The sequence below is a fragment of the Eudoraea algarum genome, assembly GCF_050589645.1.
Lineage (GTDB): Bacteria > Bacteroidota > Bacteroidia > Flavobacteriales > Flavobacteriaceae > JBNGOQ01.
Window position 1 is genome coordinate 531676 of the sequence record NZ_JBNGOQ010000004.1, and the last position, 25561, is coordinate 557236.

24 protein-coding genes are annotated in these 25561 nt (G+C 45.3%); 6 read left to right on the top strand and 18 right to left on the bottom strand.

The window, feature by feature from the left end:
• Positions 1-92: 92 nt before the first annotated feature.
• The 9 genes from argC to ACRD67_RS17550 all read right to left on the bottom strand — a co-directional run bounded on the left by argC (position 93) and on the right by ACRD67_RS17550 (position 10161).
• Complete coding sequence (gene argC, locus ACRD67_RS17510; RefSeq protein WP_430968522.1) at positions 93-1067, bottom strand: N-acetyl-gamma-glutamyl-phosphate reductase; 975 nt, start codon at positions 1065-1067, stop codon at positions 93-95.
• A complete protein-coding gene (argG, locus tag ACRD67_RS17515) occupies positions 1060-2250 on the bottom strand; it encodes an argininosuccinate synthase (RefSeq protein WP_430968523.1) in 1191 nt (396 codons plus the stop codon). Before argG ends, argC begins: the two co-directional genes overlap by 8 nt.
• Complete coding sequence (locus tag ACRD67_RS17520; RefSeq protein WP_430968524.1) at positions 2247-2867, bottom strand: GNAT family N-acetyltransferase; 621 nt, start codon at positions 2865-2867, stop codon at positions 2247-2249. The genes argG and ACRD67_RS17520 overlap by 4 nt, the downstream gene beginning before the upstream one ends.
• 222 nt (positions 2868-3089) lie before the next feature.
• The gene (locus ACRD67_RS17525; protein WP_430968525.1) at positions 3090-4460 is read right to left on the bottom strand and encodes an MptA/MptB family glycosyltransferase; all 1371 of its coding nucleotides are present in this window, start codon (positions 4458-4460) and stop codon (positions 3090-3092) included.
• A 49-nt stretch (positions 4461-4509) separates the two neighbouring features.
• Positions 4510-5994 carry a cellulose synthase family protein gene (locus ACRD67_RS17530; protein WP_430968526.1) on the bottom strand — a complete coding sequence of 495 codons (1485 nt, stop codon included), beginning with the start codon at positions 5992-5994 and terminating at the stop codon, positions 4510-4512.
• 1 nt (position 5995) lies between these two features.
• Positions 5996-6685, bottom strand: coding sequence for a glycosyltransferase family 2 protein (locus ACRD67_RS17535; protein WP_430968527.1), 690 nt, complete (start codon positions 6683-6685; stop codon positions 5996-5998).
• Entirely contained in the window at positions 6685-7170 is a 486-nt protein-coding gene (locus tag ACRD67_RS17540; RefSeq protein ID WP_430968528.1) for a toxin-antitoxin system YwqK family antitoxin, read from the bottom strand. The genes ACRD67_RS17535 and ACRD67_RS17540 overlap by 1 nt, the downstream gene beginning before the upstream one ends.
• A gap of 43 nt (positions 7171-7213) precedes the next feature.
• Complete coding sequence (locus ACRD67_RS17545) at positions 7214-8797, bottom strand: 4Fe-4S binding protein (RefSeq protein WP_430968529.1); 1584 nt, start codon at positions 8795-8797, stop codon at positions 7214-7216.
• Between the two features lie 14 nt (positions 8798-8811).
• The gene (locus ACRD67_RS17550; protein ID WP_430968530.1) at positions 8812-10161 is read right to left on the bottom strand and encodes an NAD(P)/FAD-dependent oxidoreductase; all 1350 of its coding nucleotides are present in this window, start codon (positions 10159-10161) and stop codon (positions 8812-8814) included.
• A 238-nt stretch (positions 10162-10399) separates the two neighbouring features.
• On the opposite strand from ACRD67_RS17550, the gene ACRD67_RS17555 reads away from it, so the two are divergent.
• From ACRD67_RS17555 to ACRD67_RS17575, 5 genes are all read left to right on the top strand, one after another.
• The gene (locus ACRD67_RS17555; RefSeq protein ID WP_430968531.1) at positions 10400-11122 is read left to right on the top strand and encodes a DUF547 domain-containing protein; all 723 of its coding nucleotides are present in this window, start codon (positions 10400-10402) and stop codon (positions 11120-11122) included.
• A gap of 25 nt (positions 11123-11147) precedes the next feature.
• Positions 11148-12026 (top strand): hypothetical protein, encoded by an 879-nt coding sequence (locus ACRD67_RS17560; protein WP_430968532.1) that lies wholly within the window; start codon positions 11148-11150, stop codon positions 12024-12026.
• 46 nt (positions 12027-12072) lie between these two features.
• A complete protein-coding gene (locus tag ACRD67_RS17565) occupies positions 12073-13077 on the top strand; it encodes a glycoside hydrolase family 113 (RefSeq protein ID WP_430968533.1) in 1005 nt (334 codons plus the stop codon).
• A 190-nt stretch (positions 13078-13267) separates the two neighbouring features.
• On the top strand, positions 13268-14527 hold the full coding sequence (locus ACRD67_RS17570) for a POTRA domain-containing protein (RefSeq protein ID WP_430968534.1): 1260 nt from the start codon (positions 13268-13270) through the stop codon (positions 14525-14527).
• A 27-nt stretch (positions 14528-14554) separates the two neighbouring features.
• A complete protein-coding gene (locus ACRD67_RS17575) occupies positions 14555-15517 on the top strand; it encodes a hypothetical protein (protein WP_430968535.1) in 963 nt (320 codons plus the stop codon).
• A gap of 77 nt (positions 15518-15594) precedes the next feature.
• Here the strand turns inward: ACRD67_RS17575 and ACRD67_RS17580 are convergent, their stop codons facing one another.
• From ACRD67_RS17580 to ACRD67_RS17610, 7 genes are all read right to left on the bottom strand, one after another.
• Entirely contained in the window at positions 15595-16305 is a 711-nt protein-coding gene (locus ACRD67_RS17580; protein WP_430968536.1) for a TIGR04283 family arsenosugar biosynthesis glycosyltransferase, read from the bottom strand.
• Entirely contained in the window at positions 16292-17188 is an 897-nt protein-coding gene (locus ACRD67_RS17585; protein ID WP_430968537.1) for a DUF547 domain-containing protein, read from the bottom strand. Before ACRD67_RS17585 ends, ACRD67_RS17580 begins: the two co-directional genes overlap by 14 nt.
• A 123-nt stretch (positions 17189-17311) precedes the next feature.
• Positions 17312-18430, bottom strand: coding sequence for an inorganic phosphate transporter (locus ACRD67_RS17590; RefSeq protein ID WP_430968538.1), 1119 nt, complete (start codon positions 18428-18430; stop codon positions 17312-17314).
• Between the two features lie 142 nt (positions 18431-18572).
• Positions 18573-19538, bottom strand: a complete 966-nt coding sequence (gene arsM, locus ACRD67_RS17595) for an arsenosugar biosynthesis arsenite methyltransferase ArsM (RefSeq protein WP_430968539.1) — start codon at positions 19536-19538, stop codon at positions 18573-18575.
• On the bottom strand, positions 19535-20350 hold the full coding sequence (locus tag ACRD67_RS17600; RefSeq protein ID WP_430968682.1) for a purine-nucleoside phosphorylase: 816 nt from the start codon (positions 20348-20350) through the stop codon (positions 19535-19537). Before ACRD67_RS17600 ends, arsM begins: the two co-directional genes overlap by 4 nt.
• 2 nt (positions 20351-20352) lie before the next feature.
• Positions 20353-21027: a TIGR04282 family arsenosugar biosynthesis glycosyltransferase gene (locus tag ACRD67_RS17605; protein ID WP_430968540.1), complete on the bottom strand. Its 675-nt coding sequence runs from the start codon at positions 21025-21027 to the stop codon at positions 20353-20355.
• A 12-nt stretch (positions 21028-21039) separates the two neighbouring features.
• Positions 21040-21534: a rhodanese-like domain-containing protein gene (locus ACRD67_RS17610; protein WP_430968541.1), complete on the bottom strand. Its 495-nt coding sequence runs from the start codon at positions 21532-21534 to the stop codon at positions 21040-21042.
• A gap of 218 nt (positions 21535-21752) precedes the next feature.
• Between ACRD67_RS17610 and ACRD67_RS17615 the strand changes: the two genes are divergently transcribed.
• Positions 21753-23231, top strand: coding sequence for a glycoside hydrolase family 32 protein (locus tag ACRD67_RS17615; RefSeq protein WP_430968542.1), 1479 nt, complete (start codon positions 21753-21755; stop codon positions 23229-23231).
• A 5-nt stretch (positions 23232-23236) separates the two neighbouring features.
• On the opposite strand, the gene ACRD67_RS17620 is transcribed toward ACRD67_RS17615, so the two are convergent.
• Positions 23237-24547: an ADP-ribosylglycohydrolase family protein gene (locus tag ACRD67_RS17620; RefSeq protein WP_430968543.1), complete on the bottom strand. Its 1311-nt coding sequence runs from the start codon at positions 24545-24547 to the stop codon at positions 23237-23239.
• 31 nt (positions 24548-24578) lie between these two features.
• On the bottom strand, positions 24579-25547 hold the full coding sequence (locus tag ACRD67_RS17625; protein WP_430968544.1) for a phosphotransferase: 969 nt from the start codon (positions 25545-25547) through the stop codon (positions 24579-24581).
• Positions 25548-25561 lie beyond the last annotated feature (14 nt).

Below are 25561 nucleotides of genomic sequence, written 5' to 3' on the forward strand. Positions count from 1 at the left end.
TTTTTTTGTCATTCCTGCGAACCTGCCTGTCGGCAGACAAGGGCGGGAATCTATTTACACTAGTTTTTACTTCTTAGACGCTCAAGCTGTTTCTAAAAGACACCTGCCTTGAGCTGTAGGCCCTCGTGCTCGTTAAAACCGAACATAAGGTTCATATTCTGTACCGCCTGTCCCGAGGCTCCTTTTAATAAATTATCTATGGCCGAAGTGACCAGCAAAGTATCCTGATGCTTGTGCAGATGGATATGGCACTGGTTGGTATTTACCACTTGCTTTAAATGAATGGGCTCTTCGGACAGTTGGGTGAATTTCGCATCCGCATAAAAATCCCGGTACAATGCCATGGCTTCATCAAGCGAAGGCTTAAAATGGGTGTAGGCCGTGGCCAAAATACCTCTTGTAAAATTTCCCCGGTTGGGGAGGAACAAGAGTTCCCCGGTGTTTTGCTGGAGCGATTGAAGGCTTTCCCTGATCTCATCCAAATGCTGATGGGTAAAAGGCTTATACCATGAGATGTTGTTGTTCCGCCAGCTAAAATGGGAAGTTCCTGAGGGGCTTACACCCGCACCCGTACTTCCGGTAGTAGCATTTACATGGATTTGCTGCCCTAAATACCCCGCCTGTGCCAAGGGCAATAGGGCCAGTTGGATCGCCGTGGCGAAACATCCCGGATTGGCGATGGCCGTGGCCTGTACAATGTCCGCTTTATGGAGTTCGGGGAGGCCGTAGACAAAGGTTCTATCGTCAAGCGCAGCATCTTTCCCAAGCCTAAAGTCGTTGCTTAGGTCCACAATCTTTGTGTCCTTGGAAAACTCATGGGTTTCTAGGAATTTGGTGGAATTGCCATGTCCAAGACATAAAAAAACAACGTCCACGTCTAAATTCACCTCATTCGTAAATTCAAGCCCTGTCCGCCCTAAAAGGTCAGGGTGGGCGGTGACTACTTTTTTACCGGCCCGGGTAGTGCTGTACACAAAATCTATGGCCACTTCCGAATGGCCCAATAGAATCCTGATGAGTTCCCCACCAGTATATCCGGAACCTCCTATAATACCTGCTTTAATCATGATCTTTGTTTACGTGCGTATATATTTTTCCCGAATTGGAGAGGATCTTGATGAACCCTTTGGCCTCTTCGGCCGTCCATCCCTTGTTCATTTCTCCATAACTGCCAAAGGAAGCATTCATCAAATCGTGCTCGGAGGTGATGCCGTTGAGCTCAAACCGGTAGGGATGCAAGCCCACGGAGACCTCACCGCTAACTTTTTTCTGGGTGTCGCTCAGAAACGCCTCGATGTTGCGCATTACTTCGTCCAAGTAATTTCCTTCGTGCAGCAGCATGCCATAAAAGTTTCCTAATTGGTCTTTTTGATATTGTTGCCACTTGCTCAGGGTATGTTTTTCCAGAAGGTGGTGGGCCTTGATAATGATGAGGGAGGCAGGCGCTTCAAAGCCCACCCGTCCTTTTATGCCGATGATAGTGTCCCCCACATGGATATCGCGCCCGATGGCAAATTTGGATGCCATAGCGTTCAACTTTTCTATTAGGTTTACCGCGGTATCGGTTTCACCATCGATTGCCTTAAGTTCACCTTTGGTAAACGTAAGGGTGATGGTTTTTGGGTCCGTTTGCTGAAGCTGACTGGGATAAGCGGTATCCGGCAAGGGCAAATGAGAGGTCAAGGTCTCATCCCCACCTACCGAGGTACCCCAGAGCCCTTTGTTTATGGAATACTTGGCTTTTTCCCAGGCGAAGTCTACCCCGTTCTTTTTTAGGTATTCGATTTCGGCTTCCCGAGAAAGTTTATAGTCCCGGATAGGCGTGATAATCTCAATTTCGGGGGCCAGGATCTGGAAGATCATATCGAATCGTACCTGATCGTTCCCAGCTCCGGTACTGCCATGCGCTATGTAGCCTGCACCTACCTTTTTGGCATAGGTCACTATTTCAATGGCCTGCACGATTCGTTCCGCACTTACCGAAAGGGGATAGGTATTGTTCTTGAGGACGTTGCCAAAGATGAGGTACTTTACCACCTTGTCGTAGAAGGTCTGCACGGCATCTATGGACGTATAGGAGGTGGCTCCCAGTTTTAGTGCCTTTTCCTTGATGACCTCGATCTCCTCCCGGGAAAACCCACCGGTATTCACACTTACCGCATGTACTTCAAAACCTTTTTCCTGGGAGAGGTATTTTGCACAATACGAGGTATCCAATCCGCCGCTATAGGCTAAAACGAGTTTTTTCATTTTTGTTTCTTTTTAAGGAACAACTGTTCTTTTATACTTTTTAGGCGTTTAAATGCCTTTCCGTTTACCTTTTCCCTTTTTCGTTCGTTTTGTTTGGCCTTTGGGTCATGGAGCATTCCCGTACATAGACACATTTTCCGCTCCGTTCGGGTAAGAATATCAAAATTTTTACAGGTCTGGCATCCTTTCCAAAATTCGGGATCATCGGTAAGCTCCGAAAAGGTCACCGGTTTGTACCCCAGTTCGTAGTTGATTTTCATAACCGCCAATCCGGTAGTGATTCCAAATATTTTAGCCTCGGGAAATTTTTTCCTGGAGAGCTCAAAGACTTTCTTCTTGATTTTTTTGGCAAGGCCCTGGCCCCTATAATCGGGATGTACGATAAGACCCGAATTGGCCACGTATTTTTCGTGCCCCCATACCTCTATATAACAAAAGCCCGCAAAGGTATCGCCGTCCAGAGCAATGACCCCGTTACCGTTTTCCAGTTTTCGGAGGATGTATTCCGGCGTACGCTTTGCAATACCCGTGCCCCGTACCTTTGCGGATTCCCCGATGGTATCGCAGATAATCTGGGCGTATCTAAAATGTGCTTCGTTAGCAATAACAATTTCCATTGCCACTTACGTTTAAGGGTAAAAAATAAAATTGAATGTTGAAGAGATTTTGCGGAAATGGACTCACCTATTTCCAAAACAGGAACGCACCCTTACGGGCGACGGCGAGTAGGCACAAAAGAAGTTGACGGAACTGAAGTCCGAAAAGAAAAGTGGGTATGTGCGTTAAAATCCATTAGGAGTCAAATGTACAAATTAAACTCAAACTTCATAAGTTGCACCTCAATTTTTACGAAATAACATATTTTGCCCCCTTAATCTGAATATTTCGTAAAGCAAAAAAGCATACACTACAATATATTCAAGAGCCAATAGTGGTAAACTCTCCTTGTACGCACTGTTGGAGTAGGCCCAATAGCTCAAGATTACGGCGCCAGACCAGACCAGAGGAAACCGATAATCGGTAAATAAGGCCAGCAACAATACGAATACAATGTACCAGGGATGCACAGTGGCCGTCAGGAAATAATAACAGCAAAGTACCCATAACATGGAACCCATGAGGGTGGACAATTGCTGGTTTTTTCTCAGGAAGGTAAATAGCAGCACAAGGGTTATGGTAAGCAAGGTGGTAATCTTACCGTAGACCTTGATAAGCTCCCAGGGTTTTGCATCGAATTGGACTGCGATTTGTTTGACCAGGTTGTAGAGCCCTGCATTGAACTCGAAGTTGGAAAACCACAAGCCTACAGTCTCAGAATAATTGTCCAGGAATTCAGTGGAATAAAAAGGGATTAGCGATACCAGCGTGGTTGTTCCTACAATAAGGTAGAAAAGTACCGAGCGCTTAAACCCTAAATGCTTCAAGAATAAGGGCAGAAACAGCAAGGGTACGAGCTTTACGGATATGGACAGCGCAAATACCACGGCCGCTAGAGCCCATTTGTTTTTGGAGACCAGGTACATGGACCATACAAAAAAGAATAACATGACCCCTTCAAAGTGAAGGTTCCCTGTGAGTTCAATGATGACCAAGGGATTTAGGAAGTACCAAAAAATAAGGTGAGGAGAACGGCTCAGGTTTTGGAGCAATTTTCGCCCAAAATACAGAATACCCAGGTCCGCAAGAATAATGATGCCCCTTAGGGCAATGGTGGCGCCCAGTACGCTCTTACCCGATAGCAGTGCGGCAAGGGCAAAAAGAACCTGATTCAAGGGTGGATAATTGCTAAAATGCTTTGCGCTTAAACTACCCATTCCGTCATAAAGTTCCTGTGCATTGGCAATGACCAAGCCCTCCTGTTCAATTAAGGTATTGGGTAGGTGTAGGTAGGGGTTTATTCCATGGCGCACCAACTCCCCATCCCAAATAAAGCGATAAAAATCTTGGGAAAGATTGGGTTCTGCGATTATGAAACAGATACGAAAAAGGATTCCGGCACATAGGAGGAACTTGAGGTTCCATTTTTCAAATTGTATCAATTTGAAGCTCAAAAAAAATGCGCCCAGGAAAAGGGTCAGTAATTTGATGAAATCGGTACGTTGCAGATCGTAGGCGAAGGCGAGATAGAACGCACTACTGACAAGCACTATCAGAATTGGAATTTTGTGCAGTTTCCAATAAAGGATAAGGTGTTGGTATATGCTTGGCATCAGTTAGGGTATAAGGCCAAGAAAAATAAGAAATTAAAATTAAAAATGACTAGGCTTTTGCCGTAAGGGATTTAAAGAATACAAATCCAAACCCTAAGAACAACATGAAATGGAACGGAAAGAGCCCAAAATCGTTTAAGGGGATGGCGCTGTACATCCCAAAGAGGAAGTAAACCATTAAAGCCGCCTCCAAAATCATATTCGGAGATAGTTTTTTGGCCAGATACTTATTGCCTTTCCAACTGTCTGTAAGGTTGTTGATGTTAAATTTAGGAGTGCGCACAAATTCGCTTCGTTTTCCCATATGGCCTTCCAAAACGGCAACCGTGTTGTGCAGGGAGAATCCGAGCGCCACGGAAAAGAAGGTAAAGAATAGTTTTATATAATCCACAAAGTTGTCAAAACTACTGCCTTGAATACTTCTATAGGTAAACCAATAACAGATGAATAGGATTATGGTGCTAACAATGAAAAAACTGGTTACCTCGAAAACCCATCCCAAATGGCCATACATATTTTTGATGTAGAGCATTGGGATACTCAACAAGGCGACGATGAATACACAGAGGAACATAGAACTGTTCAATAGGTGCATTACTCCGTGGAATTTGGTCTTAAAAGAAATATTCTTGGCGGTGATAACGCTCCAAACGGTTTTCCTAAAGTTCTCTGCTCCGCCTTTGTTCCATCTGAACTGTTGTGATCGGGCCGCACTGATTACAACCGGGAGTTCCGCAGGAGTCTCTACGTCCTCCAAGTACTTGAACTTCCAGTTTTTCAGCTGTGCACGGTAACTGAGGTCCAAATCTTCGGTCAGCGTATCGCCTTCCCAGTTGCCTGCATCCAAAATACATTCCTTGCGCCATATCCCGGCGGTGCCGTTAAAGTTTATGAAATGTCCTTTGGCATTTCTTCCTACCTGTTCCAGGGTAAAATGGGCATCCAAAGCAAAGGCCTGGATTCTGGTTAGCGTTGAATAATCCCTATTGATATGGCCCCATCGGGTCTGTACCACGCCTATTTCCTTATCTTTAAAATAGATTACCGTTTTCTTTAACCAATCGTTATCTGGTAAAAAGTCGGCATCAAAAATGGCCACGAAATCACCCTTGGCTATTTTTAGGCCCTCTTTTAGGGCGCCTGCTTTAAACCCTTCCCTGTTCTCCCGTCGAATATGCTGAATGTCCAGACCGGTGTCCTGCAGGGCCTTAATGCGTTCGGCGGTTTCCTCTATCGAATTATCGGTGGAGTCATCCAGTACCTGGATTTCCAATTTACTGGTAGGGTATTCTATCTTGGCGATATTTTCCAACAGGCGTTCCACCACATACTCCTCATTATAGATGGGAAGTTGGATGGTAACAAAGGGAATTTCCTTGGGATCTAATAGATTGTATTTTGGGGCTTCTTGGTTTTGTCTTTTTTGTCCGAGGTAATTGACCAAAAGATTTAATTGGGCCAGACTATAAAAGAATATCAATACTAATGCAATGCTGTAAATAGCGATGATAATGTAAACAATTGTAAGTCCCATATTATTTGATGCTGTATTTAAATATCCAACCAAGGATTTTTATGCCTGCAAATATACTACCTTTTACGGTACCCGACACCTTGGACATACCAATTCTTTTTTTATAACGCACTGGTACTTCGGTATATGTCAATTTTCTCTTCAGTGCTTTCAGCTGCATTTCCACGGTCCATCCGTAGGTTTTGTCCTCCATTTCCAGTGTTAACAACTTGTCATACTTTATGGCCCTAAACGGTCCTAAGTCCGTAAATGTTGCCCTAAAAAACAACTTCATCAAAAAAGTGGCCAACTTATTGCCAAAAATTTGCTGTGGCGTCATGGAGCCTGGTTCGCGTAACGCGCTTACCCTTGCCCCAACAACAAAATCAACACCGTCCTCAACAATGGGTTTTACAATTTTGGAGAGTTCCTCCGGGTAATCGGAATAATCTCCGTCGATAAATACGATGATATTGGGGGTTTTGGATTGTTTGGCCACATAATCCATGCCGCAGAGGCAGGCGTAGCCATATCCTTTTCGATTCTCGGTTAGGACCGTAGCCCCCGCTTTGCTGGCGTTTTCCACGGTTTGGTCCGTAGAATGGTTATTGACCACGATGATTTCCGAGACGCAGTCCGGAATTTCTGCAATGACCTTGGCAATGGACTCCCCTTCATTGAAGGCAGGAATAATCACTTTGATATCCGTCATTATTTTAAATCGGAAAGCTTGTTTTCCCGCTGGAAACTTCTAAAACTGAACCACTCCTTAATTTTCCTTCCATTGGAATACTTTTCCGCTGAGGTTAATTTTTCATTCATGTATTTAAGACAATAGCCATTTTTTATGCCGTCCTTGAGCTGGCATTTGTGGTTCACTTTTCCCCTGGCGTCATAAAACAACCACCAATCTACTTCTTTCCCTTTGTGATAATGCCCCTGTTTTAGTAATCTCCCACGTGGATCGTAAAAATGCCAGTAATTCTCCCTTTGGTCCCTAAGGTAATGTCCCTGTTCGGATTTTACCCCGTTTTCATGATAAAATTTCCAATATCCCACCTTGTTTTGTCCGTTCTGCCATCCTTCTGATCGCAAGGTTCCGGATTGATAATAATCTTTCTGGTAGACCCTTCCCATTTTGGGGGATATACCTATTAGGAGCAATGTCCAAATCAAAGGGAGCAACTTTGAAGACATAGTTTTTTACTTTTTGTCGGGACAAAGGGAATAGGTTAACACCTTATTTCTGATTTACAAGATCCATGAGGTCCACATCATTGCCCAACAATACCTGATTGCTATCTATACGCCCTTTTAGGGGGCCGTTTTCCAGTTTAAGGACACCCCGCGGACAAACAGCGGAACAAATACCACAGCCCACACAACTAGATCGTACGATGTTCTCCCCTTTTTGGGCGTAGGCCCTTACATCGATACCCATTTCGCAATAGGTGGAACAATTTCCACAGGAGATGCACTGACCACCGTTGGTGGTGATCCTGAATCTGGAGAAGAGCCGCTGTTGGAATCCCAGAATGGCCGCCATGGGACAACCAAACCTGCACCAGACCCTATTGCCCAATAAGGGGTAGAATCCGGTTCCGATGACACCAGAAAAAATGCTCCCGATCAAAAAGCCGTAAGATTTTCTAAGGCTTTCCGATTTGAAGAGAAAGATATTGCCGTCACCACTAAAGTAATGTAGCCCGATCAGTGCCATAATGATTACAAAATAACCAATGGCACCATATTGGGCATCCTTTTGGAGCTCTTGTCTTTTAAAGAGCATTACCCATCCAAAGACCAAGGTCAGGATTGCGGTTACCCCCACTAGAAAGGTGGTTTTCGTAAGCCAGTACTTGCTGGTATCGTTGCCAAGATAGGAATAGATTACTGCCGTGGTCATCAGGGTAACAAATACCACCACGCTATGTACCACCCAGCGTTCAACCTTCCAGGCCGATACTTTTTTATCGCTTAATTGCCTAAAGGAATCGCCGGCAGTCTCGGCCAATCCGCCACAGCCACATACCCATGAGCAATACCAGCGCTTACCATACTTAAAGGTGAGGATGGGTGAGATTACAAAAATGGTAAGAATACCAAAAAGGAGCATGGCCATCCCTACGTCTCCGGCATCTATAAAACCATTAATTCGGTAGCGTTCAAAATTATAGTAGTTCAAGGGCCACATATTCTTGAGGTCGTAGTACGGAATCTTGCCGTTGAGCCTGGCCATAATCTCTGGAATGAGAAAGGCAAAGGCTGCTTGAAAAAACATAACGCTAATGGTCCGTAAAACCTCGTAACGGTTATGGCGGTATTTCCAAATGAACTTGACCCCAAAGGCCAAAATGGCCACGGTGTATAAGGTTCCATATACAAACCACTGGCTGGCCGGATTTCCACTGAGCATTTTACTAAGGGGGTCAAACAGAGCAATAACCCCGGTATTATCGCCTTTTGAGGACAATCCCAAATAGGCCGGAAAAAAATAGAGCACAATATAAAATCCGGTCAGAGCTATCCCCGCCAGCCATCCGAAGAGGCCCGCCGAGGAAATGGATTTAAACCATACCCCATCATTTTTGATGCCCTTGTGTTTCTGGCCATAGGCTTCTTTGGAGAACCAGAAGGTTCCCCCAAAAATGGAGAGCAGCGCTAGGGAGAGCCACAGCCCTTTGTTGGGAAAATTTATGTTGAAAGAAGCGAGCAATAAAATGCCAAGACCTGCCATACCCCAAAGGGTAGCCAATTTTTGCCCTTTGCTCAATGACTTGGGGGGTTGGCCGGTAAGCGCCATGCTTTTATCTAAAGTGCTCATAGTCTGTTTCTGGTTTATGTGGTTTGAAAAATTCGTGCCCAACTTTTTTTCTTGGGTTTGATGTTGGCGCCCATTTCCGAATTGTATTTGGATACGATTTCGGTCTCGTAGTGCGAATAGAATTCTGGATCAAAGTTGGCATCCCCTAAATGTTCCATGACATGGTCTACCGATCGTCCCTCGGTAAGCCAACGGTCAAAAATTTCGTGGCGCATACGGATACCAAAGGTATTGATGCCCAAAAACTGTCGGGTTTCCCTATGATAAGCCACCGTGATACAAACTTTCTCTAGGGCATGTCTCCAGTGAAAATGTTGTTCATAGTCCTTTTTGGCCGGCCCGTCGGCAAATACCCAGCCGTAGGTCTGGTATTCTATGTCCAGGAATTTGGCAGAGTTGAACCAGTGCCCGGGCTTGTATTCCAATTTGTTTCCACAGATGGTATGGGCCACGGTCTCGCCCATCATGCGCCCGGTATACCATACTGCTTCGATGGGCCGGCGGTTGCCAATGGCCTCATGCTGTTCGGCGCAGTCGCCTATAGCATATATATCCTGAATATTGGTTTCCAAGTGCCTGTTGACCTTTACACCCCTGCCGAGTTCAATACCGGAATCCTTTAAAAAATCCACATTTGGGGAAACCCCGGCGGTGAGTCCTACCACATCGCATTCGATTGTTTCGCCTTTATCCGTAGTGACCGCTTTTGCCTTGCCATTTTCGTCAGGAATGATTTCAACAAGGTTGGTCCCCAATTTTAGATCGATGTGGTGCTCCAGGATGTGCTCGTTGATCATCTGCGATTCCCCTTCCGGAAGCACACCGTTCCAGAAACTGCTTTCCCTGACCAAAAAGGTCACTGGAATATCCCTGCTTCTAAGCATTTCGGCCAACTCTATTCCTATGAGTCCGCCCCCTACGATCACGGCACGCTTGCAGAGCTCCTTGTTCGGGGCATGGACTTCCAGGAGATCTAGGTCCTGTTTGGAGTACATACCCTGTACCCCATGCAAATCCTGGCCTGGCCAACCAAACTTGTTGGGTTTGGATCCCGTGGCAATGATCAATTTATCATAGCCAATAGTCCTGGAGTTGTCCAATAGCAACTTTTTCTCTTCGTGATTTACCTTGGTAACATAGCCTCGGACCAATTCTATCCTGTTCTTTTGCCAAAACCAGTTCTCATAGGGTTGAATATGATCAAACTTCATATGGCCCATGTAAACGTACATCAAAGCGGTACGGGAGAAGAAATAATCGGTTTCCGCCGAAACCATAATGATTCTTTTATCGGATAGTTTTCGGATATGTCTGGCTGCGGATACACCAGCGATACCGTTACCGATGATAACGATGTTTTCCATTTGGATTGTGGGTGTTACAATTTTTTAGGTCGTGTCTAAATATAAGAACTTAATTTTCAACTTTAATTTAGAAAGAATTTAAATACGATGTTTTGCTGTAAGGTTTTAGATGAAAAAACGAACACCTAACTCGTTGATTACTAATTTCTTAAATAAATCACAAAATTCTGAATTTTCTGTAGGGTAGTGGGCAATGATTCGACCTAAGCGTCAATCTAGCACAAATAAAACCATGCAAATGAAAAGTACCATAGCACACCTTACAGCTGTTTTTTTATTGACCGTCTCCCTAAGCTATGGGCAGACCAAAGCTGAGTTTTTCTCCAAGGCCGATACTTTTTTTAAGACCTATATAAAACAAGGTAGGGTAGCCTATAGCACAATCAAACAAGATCCGGGCGCACTTGACGAACTGATAAGTATGGCCGAGGGCATTAGTGTGTCCAAATCGGACAGTAAGGAATACCAAGCATTCTGGATCAACGGGTATAATCTTTCGGTAATCAAGGGAATCGTGGACAATTATCCAATAAAGTCGCCCCTGGACAAGGCAGGTTTTTTTGATGCGATCAAATACAATATTGGTGGGCATAGCATCACTTTGAACGACATAGAAAACAAACTGTTGAGGGCCAATTTTCCCAACGAAGCCCGTTTTCATTTCGTTTTGGTCTGTGCCGGTTTAGGCTGTCCCCCCATTATTGACCGGGCATACTTGCCCTCTTCCTTGGAGGTGCAACTGCAGAAACAGACCCAATTGGCGCTGAACAATCCGGAGTTTATCAAACTAAATAAGAACAAGGTTGGGCTTTCCCAGATTTTTGAATGGTACAAGGGAGATTTTACGCAGGGTGGAAAGAGTTTGGTCGATTTTGTGAACCTGTACCGAAACGAGAAACTTCCGGAAAAGGCCAAAACCTATTTCTACAGTTACGATTGGACCCTAAATGAAAGTAAATAATAACGACATATAAATAACGACTAAAATGAAATTGTTTAAACACGGTATATTAAGTATTGCATTGTTTTTTGTTGCAGCAACAGCTATTGCACAGGACGATAAGGATCAACAGAAAAGTAACATCCAGACCTTTACTCCTTCCAAATTGGTCGGCAAGGGCCAGTGGGATCTTAAATGGTTCAACAACCTCTATACACAGACAGAGAGTACCTTTAGCGAGGGCAGAGAACCCAGGCAGACCTTTTTTACCTCTACCTTGGAGGTGTATACGGGCGTTGGTGAAAATAAAAGATGGAATGTGGGGGCCATCCTGGAGTTTAGGTCCAACGTGGTGGCCGATAGGGGTGCCCTGGAGGTATTTCAGTTTGACGGTGATGACACCACGGCCCGATCAGGTCTGACTTCCATAGCACCTTCTGTAAAATTTGTGCCTTTTGCTTCTCTGAGCAATTTTTCCATACAAAGCTCCTTTTTTATTCCCTTAGTGGATAACGAAACGGAAAATGGTGTTTTTTTAGATCAAAACGGATTTATTTGGCAGAATCGGTTTTTCTATGATTATACCTTTCCCGGAGATAAGTGGCAGTTGTTCAGCGAGATCAATTCCGAACTGAATTTTGGGGACAAGGACGAGAGTTTTGCCAACAACAGTTTGCGGCTTACGCCAGGCATCTTTTTGAGTTATTTCCCAAGTTCCAAGTTCACCATCCTGGCTTTGGCGCAACATTCCCAATTGATAGACCTGGGCAGCGATTTTGAACAAGACTTTACCGCGCTTGGTGGAGGTCTAAAGTACCAATTGACCAAAGCATTGAACATTGAGTTTCTGTATACAAATTTCGTAAGGGGCAATGACACAGGCCTAGGGGAAACCTTTAACATAGGCTTAAGGGCCATTTTGTAGAAGGAATTCATAAAAATATTATTTTAGAAGCCTTATTCCCGATCATATGAGGAAAATAGGGCTTCTTTTTTTATGTCTGGTGCAACTCTCCTGTACCGGTCAGGTCATGGAAAAAATCAATGGAGTGAGTTTTGTGGGTTCCCGTGAAAAGGTTACCCAGCAACAAGTGGATGCCGTGGTTGGGATCAATGCCGGTTATGCTGCGGTAATGCCGTTCGGGTTTATTCGGGACCTGCATTCCCCGGATATTGTCTTTGACACGGACAGGCAATGGTACGGGGAAACCAGGAGAGGTGCCAAGCAATACATACAATTGCTCCAGAAAAATGGGATCGAGGTGATGCTGAAACCACAAATTTGGATTTGGAGGGGGGAGTTTACCGGCGGATTAAAGATGGGATCGGAAGAGGATTGGAAGGCCCTGGAAGCTTCGTACGATGCGTTTATCCTCACCTATGCCAAACTGGCCGAGGAGACCAATACCAAATTACTTTGCATTGGAACCGAATTGGAACAATTTGTAAAAAACCGGCCCCAGTACTGGAAAGCCCTAATTAAAAAAATTAGAGCGGTATACCAGGGTAAACTAACCTATGCGGCCAATTGGGACGAGTACCCGAGAACCTCTTTTTGGGATGAGCTCGATTATATAGGGATTGATGCTTATTTCCCTTTGTCCGAGGAAAAGACCCCGACAATTGAGCAGCTCAAGGCCGGATGGCGACCCCATAAAGAAAGAATTTCCCTCTTGTCCGAAACCATGAACAAACCGGTGCTGTTTACCGAGTTCGGATACCGAAGTATGGATTATACGGCCAAAAAACCCTGGTTGGTAGATCAAAACCAAATGGCGGTCAATTTTGAGGGTCAGGTGAACGCGAAAAAAGCGATCTTCGAAGAGTTTTGGACTGAGGATTGGTTTGCTGGTGGATTTGTATGGAAGTGGTTCATTGATCATAAAAACGCGGGCGGGGATACCTGCAACCGATTTACCCCTCAAAACAAACCTGCGGAAGACGTACTGCAACAGTATTTTAATAGGTATCGGTAAGGTGTCATGCACCCTCGGTGTCTGCTTTCCCAAGGGTTTTTCCCTCCTTGGTGCATCTGGTACTTTATGGAAGTCCTAATTGAACCAGCGGGTTTGCCCGAAGTTTTTCCAAGGCCCTTAATTATCACAAGACCGTGAACTTTTTTAGGAAGGGATGGGCTATCTTTAAAGCCAAAACCCAAAAATTGCCATGAGGTTTGGTCCATCACTTTTGCTTTTTTTCCTTTTTGCTTGGGGATTTGCGCAACAACCTACCGTAGCCGATGTAAAGGTACAGGGCAATAAGCGGACCAAGGCATCCTTTATCAAAAAAATTGCCAAGGTACGGCCTGGAACCATCTTGGACTCTATGGCCATGGAAGCGGATATCGCCCGCTTAAAACGTCTACCATCGGTGTCGCATGCTTACTTTCAGGTTTTCCCTGCCCAGGAAAACACCTATAATGTATTTTATAATATTGAGGAAAACTTCACTTTGATTCCGTTTGCCAATGTATATACCTCTACCAATGACGATTTTGCCTTCCGGATCGGGCTTCAGGAATTCAACCTTTTGGGTCGGAATATTACCCTGGGCGGGTTTTATCAACGGGATGTGTTTAATTCGTTCGGGCTAAATATCCGGGCGCCCTATTTGTTTACAAATACCTTGGGCCTGGCCGTCAACTATCAAGATTTAACAACCCAGGAACCGGTTTTTTTTGAGAATGCTACAGCAGATTATAAATATAACAATACCTCCTTCGAGGTTTTGGGACTCTACGAATTTAATCTGAAAAACAGGATCGAGTTGGGCATCAACTTTTTTACGGAAGACTACGAGTTCCTATTTGGCGCTACAAGTCCGGATGTGCCTTTAGAACTTGTGGTGGATAAATTATTGTACAAACTCATCTATGAATACAACGGTATAAAATATTATTATCAGTATTTATCGGGATTTAAAAGTACGCTCAACCTGCAATACGTGACCAGTTCGGATGTACGCCTACCGGAGTTTTTGATCGGCTTCAATGATTTTGTCTATTTCAATAGGGTAGGAAAACGAGGCAATTGGGCCAGTCGCTTGCGTTTGGGAGTCGCGAGCAATATAGATTCTCCCTTTGCGCCCTTTGCCGTGGACAACAACTTGAATATACGTGGGGTAGGGAATACCATTGATAGAGGTACTGCTGCCATTGTCCTGAATACGGAATACAGGCATACCTTGATAGACAAGGATTGGTTTGTGCTACAGGGCAATGTTTTCATCGACGGGGGCTCATGGCGAAATCCCGGAGGTGACTTTGGAGATTTTGGGGATGATGAAAATTTGAGGATATATCCCGGTTTTGGTATCCGCTTTATTCATAAGCGTATTTTCAACGCCATTTTTAGGGTCGATTACGGACATGGGATCACTCAGGAAGCCGCAAAGGGCATTGTATTTGGAATTGGTCAGTATTTTTAAATACCTTTGTAGGAAACCATCTTTAGAATGCCTGTTAATAAGGGGATCACGTTTATAGTGCTTATTTTCCTCTTCCTTGGACAGATACGCGCCCAAGATCCCCCGTTGAAAGCTATCGCCGAAGAGGGCGATGGTATTTTTTCCATTCTCCGAAGACAGGGTATTGATCCCATAAAATATTACGCTGATTTTATCGCCTTGAACCGAAGTAGTTTGAAATCGGGAAATGGGTTAAAAAAGGGCAAGGAATATGTTATTCCGCGGGTGCCTGATTCCTTTAAGGCAATGGCGAGACAGATACAATTGTCAGATGGGTCCGAAACTCCGCTGTTTGGTAGGGAAGTGGCAGACTTTGTGCGAAAGGACAGTTCCTTAAACAAGGTGGTCTATTATTTGGTTTCGATACAGGAGAGGCACGAGGCGGCGGAAAAAAACGTTAAGGAACGTCGCTCCGAAAAGGATATAACATTGCAACTGGCGAAGGAACTATTGCTTCGAGGCGCCATGGTGTATTGGTTAAACGATTCCCATGCATCCACCACCAAAACGGATGCCAATAGGAATGATGTCGATGAGACCCTTATGCAGACCAAGGGCATGGACGCCTATATTGATGCAATCAACAAACGCTATTTAAAGCACAACGGCAAATATCAGCGGTTGTTGGTCATCCAAGAACGCATCTCCACTACCGGGCCAGGAATAGACGTTACCTTATACCATCACGAAACCAGCGCGGAAGGAAAAAAATTGGCGAACAACATACGGCGCATGTTCCGGGAACGAAACATTAGAACCAGATATTTTAAGAGTTATTCCGAGGTTTTTAAGGATAAAGGCGGTCTGTACTTGGCCAAGAACATCCTGCCTACCATGACCTATATTGAAATAGACCGAAACCCCAAAGCGCGTAAAAGGACCCTTGCGGATATTATCACCAATGGGGTGTTATTGGACTACTCCGATTTGGACTTTGAGGACAAGGATTGATCAGAGCAAGCGGGGGACTTCCTTGCCTCAATGAAAACCGATGGATTAGTTGGTTTCTTGTTGAGGTAAAACGCAATCTAAGACGCCACTTTACGCCTGTAGTAATCATATAGGGCCCCCGGAGGTGCTCCCATGAACTTCTTTAGGTGAATAACCCCAAAATGGTACTGCAATCTGAGCCATCCATTTTTCTCATATTTACGCGCTGAGGTTTGCACGCGCTGTGGAAGTATCTTAAAGTTGGTTATTTTGTACAGGCGCCCAATAAACTCGTTGTCCTCATAAATAATATAGTTTTCGTCAAAACCCAATGATTTTTGGAACAATGATCGGGAAATAAAAAGGGACTGGTCTCCCCCTCTACAAATCCTGTGGTTGACTTTGGTGAACCATGCGAACAATTTCAAGGCCCAATTATTGCTATCGAACCGCATGCGAAAACAGCCCGCATCAAATCCTTCCTCCTTGGCTTTGAGGATAAAGTTGTCAAAATTCTTGGGCGGTAGGGTATCGGCGTGCAAAAAATAGAACAGGTCTCCCCTGGCATGTTGCGCGCCATAATTCATTTGTTTGGCACGCCCCTTTTCGGCAGGTAATATCTTGGCCCCCAAATCAAGGGCTACAGCGGCGGTACGGTCCGTACTTCCTCCGTCCACAATAAGGATTTCCTCGATGTTTCCAGAGGAAGCGCAATTTTTTGCTAAATGGTCCAAGAGCTTCCCGATATGCTCCTCCTCGTTGAGCACCGGAACGATAATGCTGATTGTCCGGGGTTTATTTTGCTTCATTCAGGCTCCAATCATATTTAAGATATGTGATTTTGGTTTGCTTTCCTACCGCGATATTGGTATAGGCTTTAATGTAGTCTATCAAGGAAGTTCCTGTGGTAAAATCCTTTTTGTACCATTTGAAAATATTGGATAACTGTGCGGATGAAGTACTAATGCGATTGCGCTTGGTATCATTGACAAAATCTATGGTCATAGCCTGTAATTGGGCTTCCAATCGGGAGGGTGTATAGGCTTCGTTCAGTAATCTGGGACAGGAGTACGAGGCGCAGTTAATGGCAAAATGGATACGGGGCTCGTCCATTTTTCTTAGAATTTTGTGTTCTATTTCCCCCAAATTGTACCATTTGTCTCCTAGTTTGAAGAAACGGGTACCCCAAGGGTCCTTGATGTCCTTGATACTCTTAATGGGATAGTTGTCTATAATCAGTTTTATGGTAAAGGCATTGTAAGCGTTGATCCAATAGGCCAGTACCTGTTCCCTGGTCCAGCTTTCATCCGGCAGATTAGCTGCCAGGGCGTCCAGATAAACCTGCAGCTTTGCCCTATCGGCTTTAAAACTGCCATAGTCCACATCGCCGTTGACATTTACGTAAGTTTTCAGCAGTTCATTCCAAGCGCTGTGATCAAATGCTGCTTCTACTACCCCCGTTGTTTTTGCCGGTTCGGGCTTTGGTATGTTCGTTTCTTGGATAGGCGCTTTGGAAATACTGTCCAAGGAAGGAGTTTCATTTGGAAGATCCTCCCCTGGTGGAGCGTCAGTTTCCATCACGTCCGATTGGGAGGATGCATTTTCCATTACCTCCGTTTCCTGTGCCACAAGCGTTTTGGGACTTCCGCAGGAAACGATAAAGAAAAGTGTGAGGAGTAGAACTATTCTCATCTGCTGCAATTTAGCAATTAAGTCCGCCCATGGCAAGCTTCCTTACATGGGAAGATTATTTTTTCGGTAAAAAGCCTCCTTGTTTAAGTCCACAACCAAAACACACCGCTGCAATAAGGTATTCTAAAAAAACTTCTGCAACAACAAATAGAACAGCCCACTTGCCAGGGCAGCGATCGGCAGCGTCAATACCCATGAGAGTATAATTTTGGACACCATTCCCACGTCCGATTTTTTGGTTACCGTACCAATCCCGAAAATGGAACCTACAGACACATGGGTCGTAGAAACCGGTAAACCATGAACACTGGCCGTGGTAACCAATAGTCCGGTAATGATATTGGCCGTAAAGCCTTGTCCTGCGTTCATAGGGGTAATTTTTTTGCTCATGGTAACCCCTACCTTTTTGGCATTTACAAGACCTCCTATGGCCATTACCGTGGCTACGGCAATCATTCCCCACTGAATATTAAGGGTATTGATGATGAGAAGCAGGCCAACAATTTTTGGAGTGTCGTTGAGGCCCCTGGCAAAACTCACAATTCCAGCGCTTATGTAATGTAAGGTATCCAAGATCTTTTGGGCGGTTATTCCAAAAACATGCCCGTTATACATCCCCATGTCATTATTGCCAATATGTGCCCTAACACCGGTACCGCCTACCATATTCATTTGGTTTCCCGGTGGCGATACCACCTGGGTCTCTGTTTTTTCGAAATAGACACCGTCGGTCTTGGTAAGCTTCAACAGCCTCCTGAAATACCTGAAAATAAGATAAGCGATCAAACTTAGTACCGCGGCCATCAAGGGACTTACAACAAGAGGCACTAGAAAGGTCTTTCCCAGTTTTAAAAAATTAAAATCGCTCCCAACCGCCATAACTCCTGCACCAAAAAGGGCCCCAACAAGACTGTGTGTGGTGGAAATGGGCATTCCGATGCGAGTGGCTGTAAAAACGGTCAGGGCCGCCCCCAAGGCGATTGCGATCGCAAAATTAGGGCTTAGGATAAGATCATTGGGCACCAAGCCTTTACCGGAGAAATTTTTCACCAGTTCCTTGGCCAAAAAGATAGCAGCCACGGATCCGGCAAATGTAGTAATGGTAGCCCAGCCAATGGCTTTTTTGTAATTGGTGGTGCCACTGCCAAAAAGTGTGGCTACCCCTTTAAAGTTATCATTTGCACCGTTGCTATACGCCAAAAAGCAGGCAGCAAGGAATAGGAGAACAAATATGGCACTCATATATAGTTTTTGTCGACTGTATCTTTCATTCGACGTAACTGCACAAACTTACTTACATCCAATGGAGCACATTAACATATTAGTGCTGCCCCAAGGTCTTGGAAAGGACTTGGGCAACGGAATCAAATGGCACCGAAATCAGTTAGCAGCAGCCGCCACCATCATAGTGCCATGTGCTTTCGCTAACGTGGATATGGTCGCTGGCCTTGGCAAGGGCGTCAGCAGTCTTATCACATACGGCCAGAGGCTGGTTCTGCATGAGTACATGTCCGTTTTGATCATCAAAATACTCCTCATCCCCGTAGTAGATGGCGGTTTTTCCAGTAAACATACAAGGACCGTCCGCGGGCATGGGATCCTTTATGGCCGCAATTTCGATCGACTCAATATGAACCAATTCGTCGGTGGGATAATGATTTGGGGATAATACCCTATATGACTTTCTTGCGCGTATTTCTATGGTTCCAAAACCGGCATCCGTCAGTACCTTAACATAGTCCTTGATCGGAATACTACCACTAAGGCAGAGTGCCCTAAGTCGGTCGTCATTCCTCAAGGTTTCGTTCATGGGCTGCTCGCAGGTGGGATCGCTCATGACCAAACGGCCATGGGGTTTTAGTACCCGGTACATTTCCGCAACGGCCTTTTTTAAGTCTTCGGTCTTAAAGATATTGAAAAGACAGTTTTGCGCCGCTACATCAATGCTTTCACTTTCGACCGGAAGATTTAGCGCATCGCCCTTCACCAGATTCACGTATTCACTTTTGAACCAATCATTTTCCTTCTCGGCGATCTTAAAATTGTTCCGGGAAGCCTCCAACATTTCGTCTACCACATCAACACCGGTAACCCCGCCTTTTTGACGGGAAAAATAAGCGAATTGCAAGAGTTCCATTCCTCCACCAACGCCTACGTACAATACTTTGGGGTTGTTTACCAGATCTTGTGCAGATACCGTACTGCCACAACCATAGTTCATTTCCTGCATAATCTTGGGGATGGATAGTCCCGGGAACTGCCAAATAGGATTGGTAGTACAGCATAAGCCAACATCTGGCGCTAGGGCCGCTTCCTTGTACAAATCGTTTGTTGCTTCTAAATAACTCATATTTCCTTTATTAGTTCCTTAAATAGTTTGATCATTTTGGGTTCAGCTTCCCCCGCGATCCTTATAATCTCCTCAATATTAATCGGTTGTAGATTGTCGGGGTCGCATTCATCGGTCAACACAGATACTGCTAATATAGGTAGTCGTAAATGATTGGCAACAATTACTTCTGGAACCGTACTCATACCCACGGCATCGGCCCCAATGATCTTCAGCATCCGGTATTCCGCTTTGGTTTCCAATTGTGGCCCTACTACGGAAACGTAGACGCCTTCCTGCAATGAAATGTTCTCCCGTTGTGCAATGGCTCGTATCTTTTCCTGCATGGAACGGTCATAAGGTTCGCCCATATCTACAAATCGGTCACCGAACTCCGCTACGTTTTTAAAGGCCAGGGGCGACCCGCCCTGCAGGTTGATATGGTCTTTGATCAACATAAGATCCCCCTTTTTAAAGCTCAAATCAATGGCCCCAGCCGCATTGGAAATAAATAGCTTTTTTATACCCAGCGCATGCATTACACGTATAGGATAGGTAACATCCAGAAGATCGTATCCTTCGTACAAATGAAACCGTCCCTGCATCACCACCACAGTTTTGCCGGCCATGGTACCATAAATGAGCTTTCCCGAGTGAAACTCCACCGTTGCAAGGGGAAAAAAGGGAATATGGTTGTAATGGGCCACAATGGGATTTTCAATTTCATCCACTAATTTGCCAAGGCCGGTTCCCAATACAATCCCTATTTCAGGGGCATCGAATCCCTTTTGCTTTAAATAGGCCGTTGATTCCTCCAATTGCTTAAGCGTCATGGTCATGATCTGTTATGTTTTAAAAAAGGTTGAAACGCTTCAATATGTACAATGTCCTCATACACATCCACATCGTTTTTTGTTTCCAGTAAGATAGTCCGGGCGTCTTTTAAATCGTTCAAGCTGTCCCTGAGTACGGTTTCCCTTCCCCAGTCCTTGTGTTTAAAGAGGGCCGGAGTATGCAATTTCATGCCCAGCAGGTAGTAGCCCCCGTCTTCTGCCGGACCGATGACATAATCGGAATCGTCCAGAGCGGTGAAAGCCTTTTCCAAATCTGCCGTGTCCAAATCGTACATATCACTTCCAATAATAATAATTTTTTTGAAACCCGATTCAAAACCGCATTGGAATGCCTTGGACATTCTAGCCCCCAAATCGCTACCCTCCTGTAGCTTTTTATCGTAAATCGCCTCGTCCCAAATGTCTTTCTGCCAGATGCTTTCGGAGTAGTATACCCTTTTTTCCGCTTTTAAGTCTTGGGTAATCTTGGCGGTATGGGCCAGCAGAAAGCTATAGATCTCCAGCGCCTTTTTATCGCCCAGGGTAGCGGCCAATCTGGTCTTGCATTTTCCCAATTCAGGATTTCGGGTAAAGATAAGCAGCAAATTTTCGGGCTGCTGTGGACCGTCCGTTGTCCGTTGGTCCTCTTTTTTCTTTTTGGGCACTTTACTATCCATGGGTTTCACTATCTATTTATAAACCTTGTCTCCCTTGGTCAGCAGCTTGCCCCATTGCTTACTATAGGCATGTACTTTATGTGTTTTTTTTCCCTCGGCATCAAAAACAGGAAGGCCCTGGTTTTTCCATTCGAAAATACCACCGTACAGGTTTTTGACATTGGTGTACCCCAGCGCCACTAATTTTTCTGCGATGTCCTCGGAACGCACGCCCACCGAGCAGTAGACCACCAAGGCTGTATCTTTGTCCTTTATTTTGCTAAGCACCCTTTTGGGATCAAAGTTGAGATACCCTACCCAAAGGGCATCTTGGAGGTGACTGACATGGAATTCCTTTTCTTCCCTGGCGTCCAGGATTATTTTGCTTTTTGTCCTTGCCAGAGCATTGACCGTAATATAGGGAACGCTATCATCATTGAATTTTTCCAAAGTCTCCGCAATGGAACTTTGCCCATATGCGGTAACGGCAAAAAAAAGCAGCAGCAAGGAAATTTTTAAAAACTTCATTTTTAATGGCTTGGGCCAAAAGGCGATCGCAAAGATACGGCTTTGGCAAAACAACCCTATTTTACCGTTCCAAAAACTTCCGTTTTCCGATTGTGTTTTATTTATTATTTTTAGGGAAACCAGACCGGGATATGATAGAATTGTTGAAATTTGGCAGCTTTTGCCTAGTGGTATTATTTTTAGCTTCCTGTAAGCCAAAAGCCGACCAACGACCAACAATGAAATCGGTTCTTACCTCAGAAGATTACAAGGAGGCGTATAGGCCCCAGTATCATTTTTCTCCCCAGGATAAATGGATGAACGACCCCAACGGTTTGGTCTATCACCAAGGCATTTATCATCTTTTCTATCAGTATTATCCAGACGATATTGTTTGGGGCCCAATGCATTGGGGCCATGCCACCAGCACCGATATGTTGCATTGGACCCATAAGCCCATAGCGCTGTTCCCGGACAAGCACGGCTACATTTTTTCAGGTAGTGCGGTAGTGGACAGGAACAACACGTCCGGTTTGGGCACAGCGGATACGCCACCTTTGGTGGCTGTTTTTACCTATCATGACGCGGAAGGGGAAAAGGAGGGCCGGACGGATTTTCAAACGCAGGGTATTGCCTATAGCTTGGATAACGGGGATACCTGGACCAAACATGAGGGCAATCCGGTCATTGGAAATGAGGGGATAAAGGATTTTAGGGATCCCAAGGTTTTTTGGAACCACATCGCCGAGCAGTGGACCATGCTTTTGGTGGCCGGGGATCATCTACAAATATGGAATTCCCATGATCTGATACGATGGAAAAAGGAGAGCGAATTTGGCAAGGAACAAGGAGCCCATGGTGGCGTTTGGGAATGCCCAGACCTTTTTCCCTTAACCGTGGAGGGCACGGACATGGAAAAATGGGTCTTGCTAATCAGTATAAATCCCGGGGCACCCAATGGTGGCAGCGGTACCCAATATTTCATCGGAGATTTTGATGGGACTACCTTTAGCTCGGATCAAAAAGAGGACAGGTGGTTAGACTGGGGGACGGACAACTATGCAGGGGTAACCTATAACCATGCCCCAAAAGGAGATCGGATATTTATCGGTTGGATGAGCAATTGGGACTATGCCCGCGATACGCCTACCGAACGTTGGCGAAGCGCCATGACCGTTCCTAGGAACTTGTCCCTAAAACAAACGGGAAAGGAATATAGCTTGTTCAATTACCCCTTGAAAAATTTTGACACCTTAATTCAAAAGAGTCCCAGAAGGGAAATTACCCTGACGGCGAACGAATCGGAGCGTATCCTCTCTGAAAACTTTAATCAAACTGCTATACGGTTTACCACGACAGCAAGGGATTTTGAACTTTCCTTTAAAAACAAGCTCAACGAACATTTAAGGCTGACCATGGACGGCGACCGAAAAATGTTTTCACTGGATCGTACCCAATCGGGGAAGACCGATTTTAAGGAGGAGTTTGGAAACAAGGTCCATCAAATGCCCATAGAATCCTTGCCCGATGGACCTTATGAAGTTATGATATTACTGGATTGGTCCTCTGTTGAGGTTTTTATCAATCAGGGCCAGTACGTGATGACGGCACAGCTTTTTCCCAGTGAACCCTACGAGATCCTTGAGGTAGAAAACACCTCAGCGAAGGCTATGGATTTTATAGACTTTGAGATATCGGGAATAAAGAGCATCTGGTAGTGTTTTTAAAGGGCAACCAATTCCCTTGCCAGTGCTTCCAGATCTAACCCCATTTGCTCTTGGTTTACCCGCAGTACTTCTTCCTTGAGCGCCTTTGGCAGTTTTTCGTACCCTATCTTGGCTCCCAAGATCATTCCGGCTACGGCGGCCACGGTATCATTGTCCCGCCCGTAATTGATGATGAACTGCATGGTCTTTTCAAAATCACCTTCACCAAATTTCAGTGCGGTGAACAGGATTTGCCAAATTTCTGCGGCGTGGAAGGCAATGGCCTTTTCATCCTTTTCCAAGGCCTGGTAGACAAAATCTTGCTGTACCCATTCCAGCGTGGTTCCCGGATAACCCTTGGGAATCTTAAAACCGAGCGTATCCACAGGGGATAGGATTCCGCTAAGTGAATCTTTTACAGGTACTTGCTCTATTTCCCTGGCCATCAGCACCGTATTTTCCGAAGCATCGGCGATTAGGTAGGAGATACGGCCAACCAAGCGGCTATCCTGATAACGAAAAGGGTCTACAAAGATGGCGGTGTCCAGAATGGAATCGATGTGCTGAGTGCGCATGGCGGTATGGGTCATGGCCGCCGCCAGACCTGCAATGTCCTTGGCATAGCCCAAGTCAAATATGGCATGCTCATATGCCTTGCGGTAGGCGGCGTTGGGAGTTGGCTCGACTAATCCGAACACAGGGGTGTACAACATGCCAGCGCAGGACATTTCGCCCCCGTAAAACCGATGCTGTGCTTCCTGGTACTCCTTCGGGCCAGTTTGGAAGGCGAAGGCAACGCGTGCCCATTCCTTGATCCAATCTATTTTCTCTATCTTTTCGTCCAGTTCATCCGGATTGGTCAAAATTTTAGGTTCCACTAGGTCGGTGGCAACAGTCCTGTAGTAATTGGTTATAAAACGCGCAAAATCCGTGGCGTTCATATCTGCCCGGTGCTTTCGTATATATTTCACCATCAGATACTTCCAACGGGTATCGTCCGTAGTGGTCCCTGCTTCAAGATTGTGGTCCCAGCTTCCCTCGGGCGATTGTTGGCGGATGGCCGGGGTGAGTGCAGTGATGTAACCGTATTTTTGCTGAATGTAGGTCCGGCGGAACATTTCTGTGGAAGCCCCCATGGCATCGCCAATGGCAGATCCCACCAAGGCGCCCAAAACCTTGTCATAATATCGATCTGCGGAGATTGTTAAGGTATCTCCGATGTAGGCAAGCTTGGTGGGTTCGGGAATATGTATGGATTTATCTTCCTTGCAGGAAAATACGAGAAGTGTAATCCAGGTAAGCACCAAAAAGGAATAGCCGTTTTTCACTGTTTTTATGTATTGGGTTGCGATACAAATTTCACGTGAGCACCATTTTCCGTGCCGCCTGTAAAAGATAGTCTTTTTCCGCTATAGTTCGTGTTAAAGGTAGTTGTGCCAGACCAATTAATCTTCGCATAATTTCGATACCCGCCACCTTAGCAATTAACTGCTTCTCGGCCTGGCCCTGATATCTCTGGGCAACGGCGTTCAGGTGGGTCACCTTGTGCGTTGCTAGGATGAGGTGGGCCGTTAACACCCCCAGATCAAATTCCGCAAAGCCCACGAAGCTAAATTCAGGATCTAGGACATAAAGCTGTTCGGACCGGGTCATCCAACTTCCCGGATAATAGTCCCCATGCAACAAGACGTTTCCCAGGGCAAGATATTTAAGACCGATTTTCTCCACCACTTTTTTAAGTGCAAGGTCTTTTTTGTAGGGCTGGGATAGCGACTGCAATCCTGGTTGCACCTCGTCCAAGGAAAACCCATTTTCTTCCAGAAAGGGAAGCACAAAGATATGCTGGTGGTTCAACTCACGCAATTCCCGGTTTTCCGGAAAATCCTTTGTATCCTTGGTCTTATGGACCTCCCCGATAATCTGAATAAGTGTATCCAAATAGACAGGGTCAATGGCCCTATTTTGGTAGATATAGGTCATGTCCTCACAGCTCCCCAAGTCTTCCAACAACATCAGATGATGGGAAGGGTCGTAACCAAGGACCCTGGGCATGTGCGGTGCAATTTTACTACTTTGAACATCGGAATAAAACTGGTGTTCCGTAGCGATTCGATCTATTGGTGCTGCAATCTGTTGGTATTTTTGCACGTAAGGCCGAGATTGCTTTAGAACAAAGGTGCGTTGGTCCGTGCTGATCCGAAGCACGACATTCATATTGCCTTCTCCTGGTTTTTCCAAGGAAATAATATGTTCATCCGGGCGGAGCCAGGCTTTGGCGCTAAGAAAATCCTGAAGCTCGGTAATTTCCGTATGGGTATCTATGTTCATGGGCGTATCCGTAT

Bases quoted from the DNA above. Each gene is read 5' to 3' on its own strand.
- ACRD67_RS17535 (WP_430968527.1), bottom strand. From the start codon at position 6,685: ATGACGGATATCAAAGTGATTATTCCTGCCTTCAATGAAGGGGAGTCC.
- ACRD67_RS17520 (WP_430968524.1), bottom strand. From the start codon at position 2,867: ATGGAAATTGTTATTGCTAACGAAGCACATTTTAGATACGCCCAGATT.
- ACRD67_RS17530 (WP_430968526.1), bottom strand. From the start codon at position 5,994: ATGGGACTTACAATTGTTTACATTATCATCGCTATTTACAGCATTGCA.
- ACRD67_RS17580 (WP_430968536.1), bottom strand. From the start codon at position 16,305: ATGAAGCAAAATAAACCCCGGACAATCAGCATTATCGTTCCGGTGCTC.
- ACRD67_RS17610 (WP_430968541.1), bottom strand. From the start codon at position 21,534: ATGAAGTTTTTAAAAATTTCCTTGCTGCTGCTTTTTTTTGCCGTTACC.
- arsM (WP_430968539.1), bottom strand. From the start codon at position 19,538: ATGAGTTATTTAGAAGCAACAAACGATTTGTACAAGGAAGCGGCCCTA.
- ACRD67_RS17625 (WP_430968544.1), bottom strand. From the start codon at position 25,547: ATGAACATAGATACCCATACGGAAATTACCGAGCTTCAGGATTTTCTT.
- ACRD67_RS17585 (WP_430968537.1), bottom strand. From the start codon at position 17,188: ATGAGAATAGTTCTACTCCTCACACTTTTCTTTATCGTTTCCTGCGGA.
- ACRD67_RS17570 (WP_430968534.1), top strand. From the start codon at position 13,268: ATGAGGTTTGGTCCATCACTTTTGCTTTTTTTCCTTTTTGCTTGGGGA.
- argC (WP_430968522.1), bottom strand. From the start codon at position 1,067: ATGATTAAAGCAGGTATTATAGGAGGTTCCGGATATACTGGTGGGGAA.
- ACRD67_RS17550 (WP_430968530.1), bottom strand. From the start codon at position 10,161: ATGGAAAACATCGTTATCATCGGTAACGGTATCGCTGGTGTATCCGCA.
- ACRD67_RS17540 (WP_430968528.1), bottom strand. From the start codon at position 7,170: ATGTCTTCAAAGTTGCTCCCTTTGATTTGGACATTGCTCCTAATAGGT.
- ACRD67_RS17605 (WP_430968540.1), bottom strand. From the start codon at position 21,027: ATGGATAGTAAAGTGCCCAAAAAGAAAAAAGAGGACCAACGGACAACG.
- argG (WP_430968523.1), bottom strand. From the start codon at position 2,250: ATGAAAAAACTCGTTTTAGCCTATAGCGGCGGATTGGATACCTCGTAT.
- ACRD67_RS17555 (WP_430968531.1), top strand. From the start codon at position 10,400: ATGAAAAGTACCATAGCACACCTTACAGCTGTTTTTTTATTGACCGTC.
- ACRD67_RS17565 (WP_430968533.1), top strand. From the start codon at position 12,073: ATGAGGAAAATAGGGCTTCTTTTTTTATGTCTGGTGCAACTCTCCTGT.
- ACRD67_RS17590 (WP_430968538.1), bottom strand. From the start codon at position 18,430: ATGAGTGCCATATTTGTTCTCCTATTCCTTGCTGCCTGCTTTTTGGCG.
- ACRD67_RS17525 (WP_430968525.1), bottom strand. From the start codon at position 4,460: ATGCCAAGCATATACCAACACCTTATCCTTTATTGGAAACTGCACAAA.
- ACRD67_RS17600 (WP_430968682.1), bottom strand. From the start codon at position 20,350: ATGACGCTTAAGCAATTGGAGGAATCAACGGCCTATTTAAAGCAAAAG.
- ACRD67_RS17560 (WP_430968532.1), top strand. From the start codon at position 11,148: ATGAAATTGTTTAAACACGGTATATTAAGTATTGCATTGTTTTTTGTT.
- ACRD67_RS17545 (WP_430968529.1), bottom strand. From the start codon at position 8,797: ATGAGCACTTTAGATAAAAGCATGGCGCTTACCGGCCAACCCCCCAAG.
- ACRD67_RS17575 (WP_430968535.1), top strand. From the start codon at position 14,555: ATGCCTGTTAATAAGGGGATCACGTTTATAGTGCTTATTTTCCTCTTC.
- ACRD67_RS17615 (WP_430968542.1), top strand. From the start codon at position 21,753: ATGAAATCGGTTCTTACCTCAGAAGATTACAAGGAGGCGTATAGGCCC.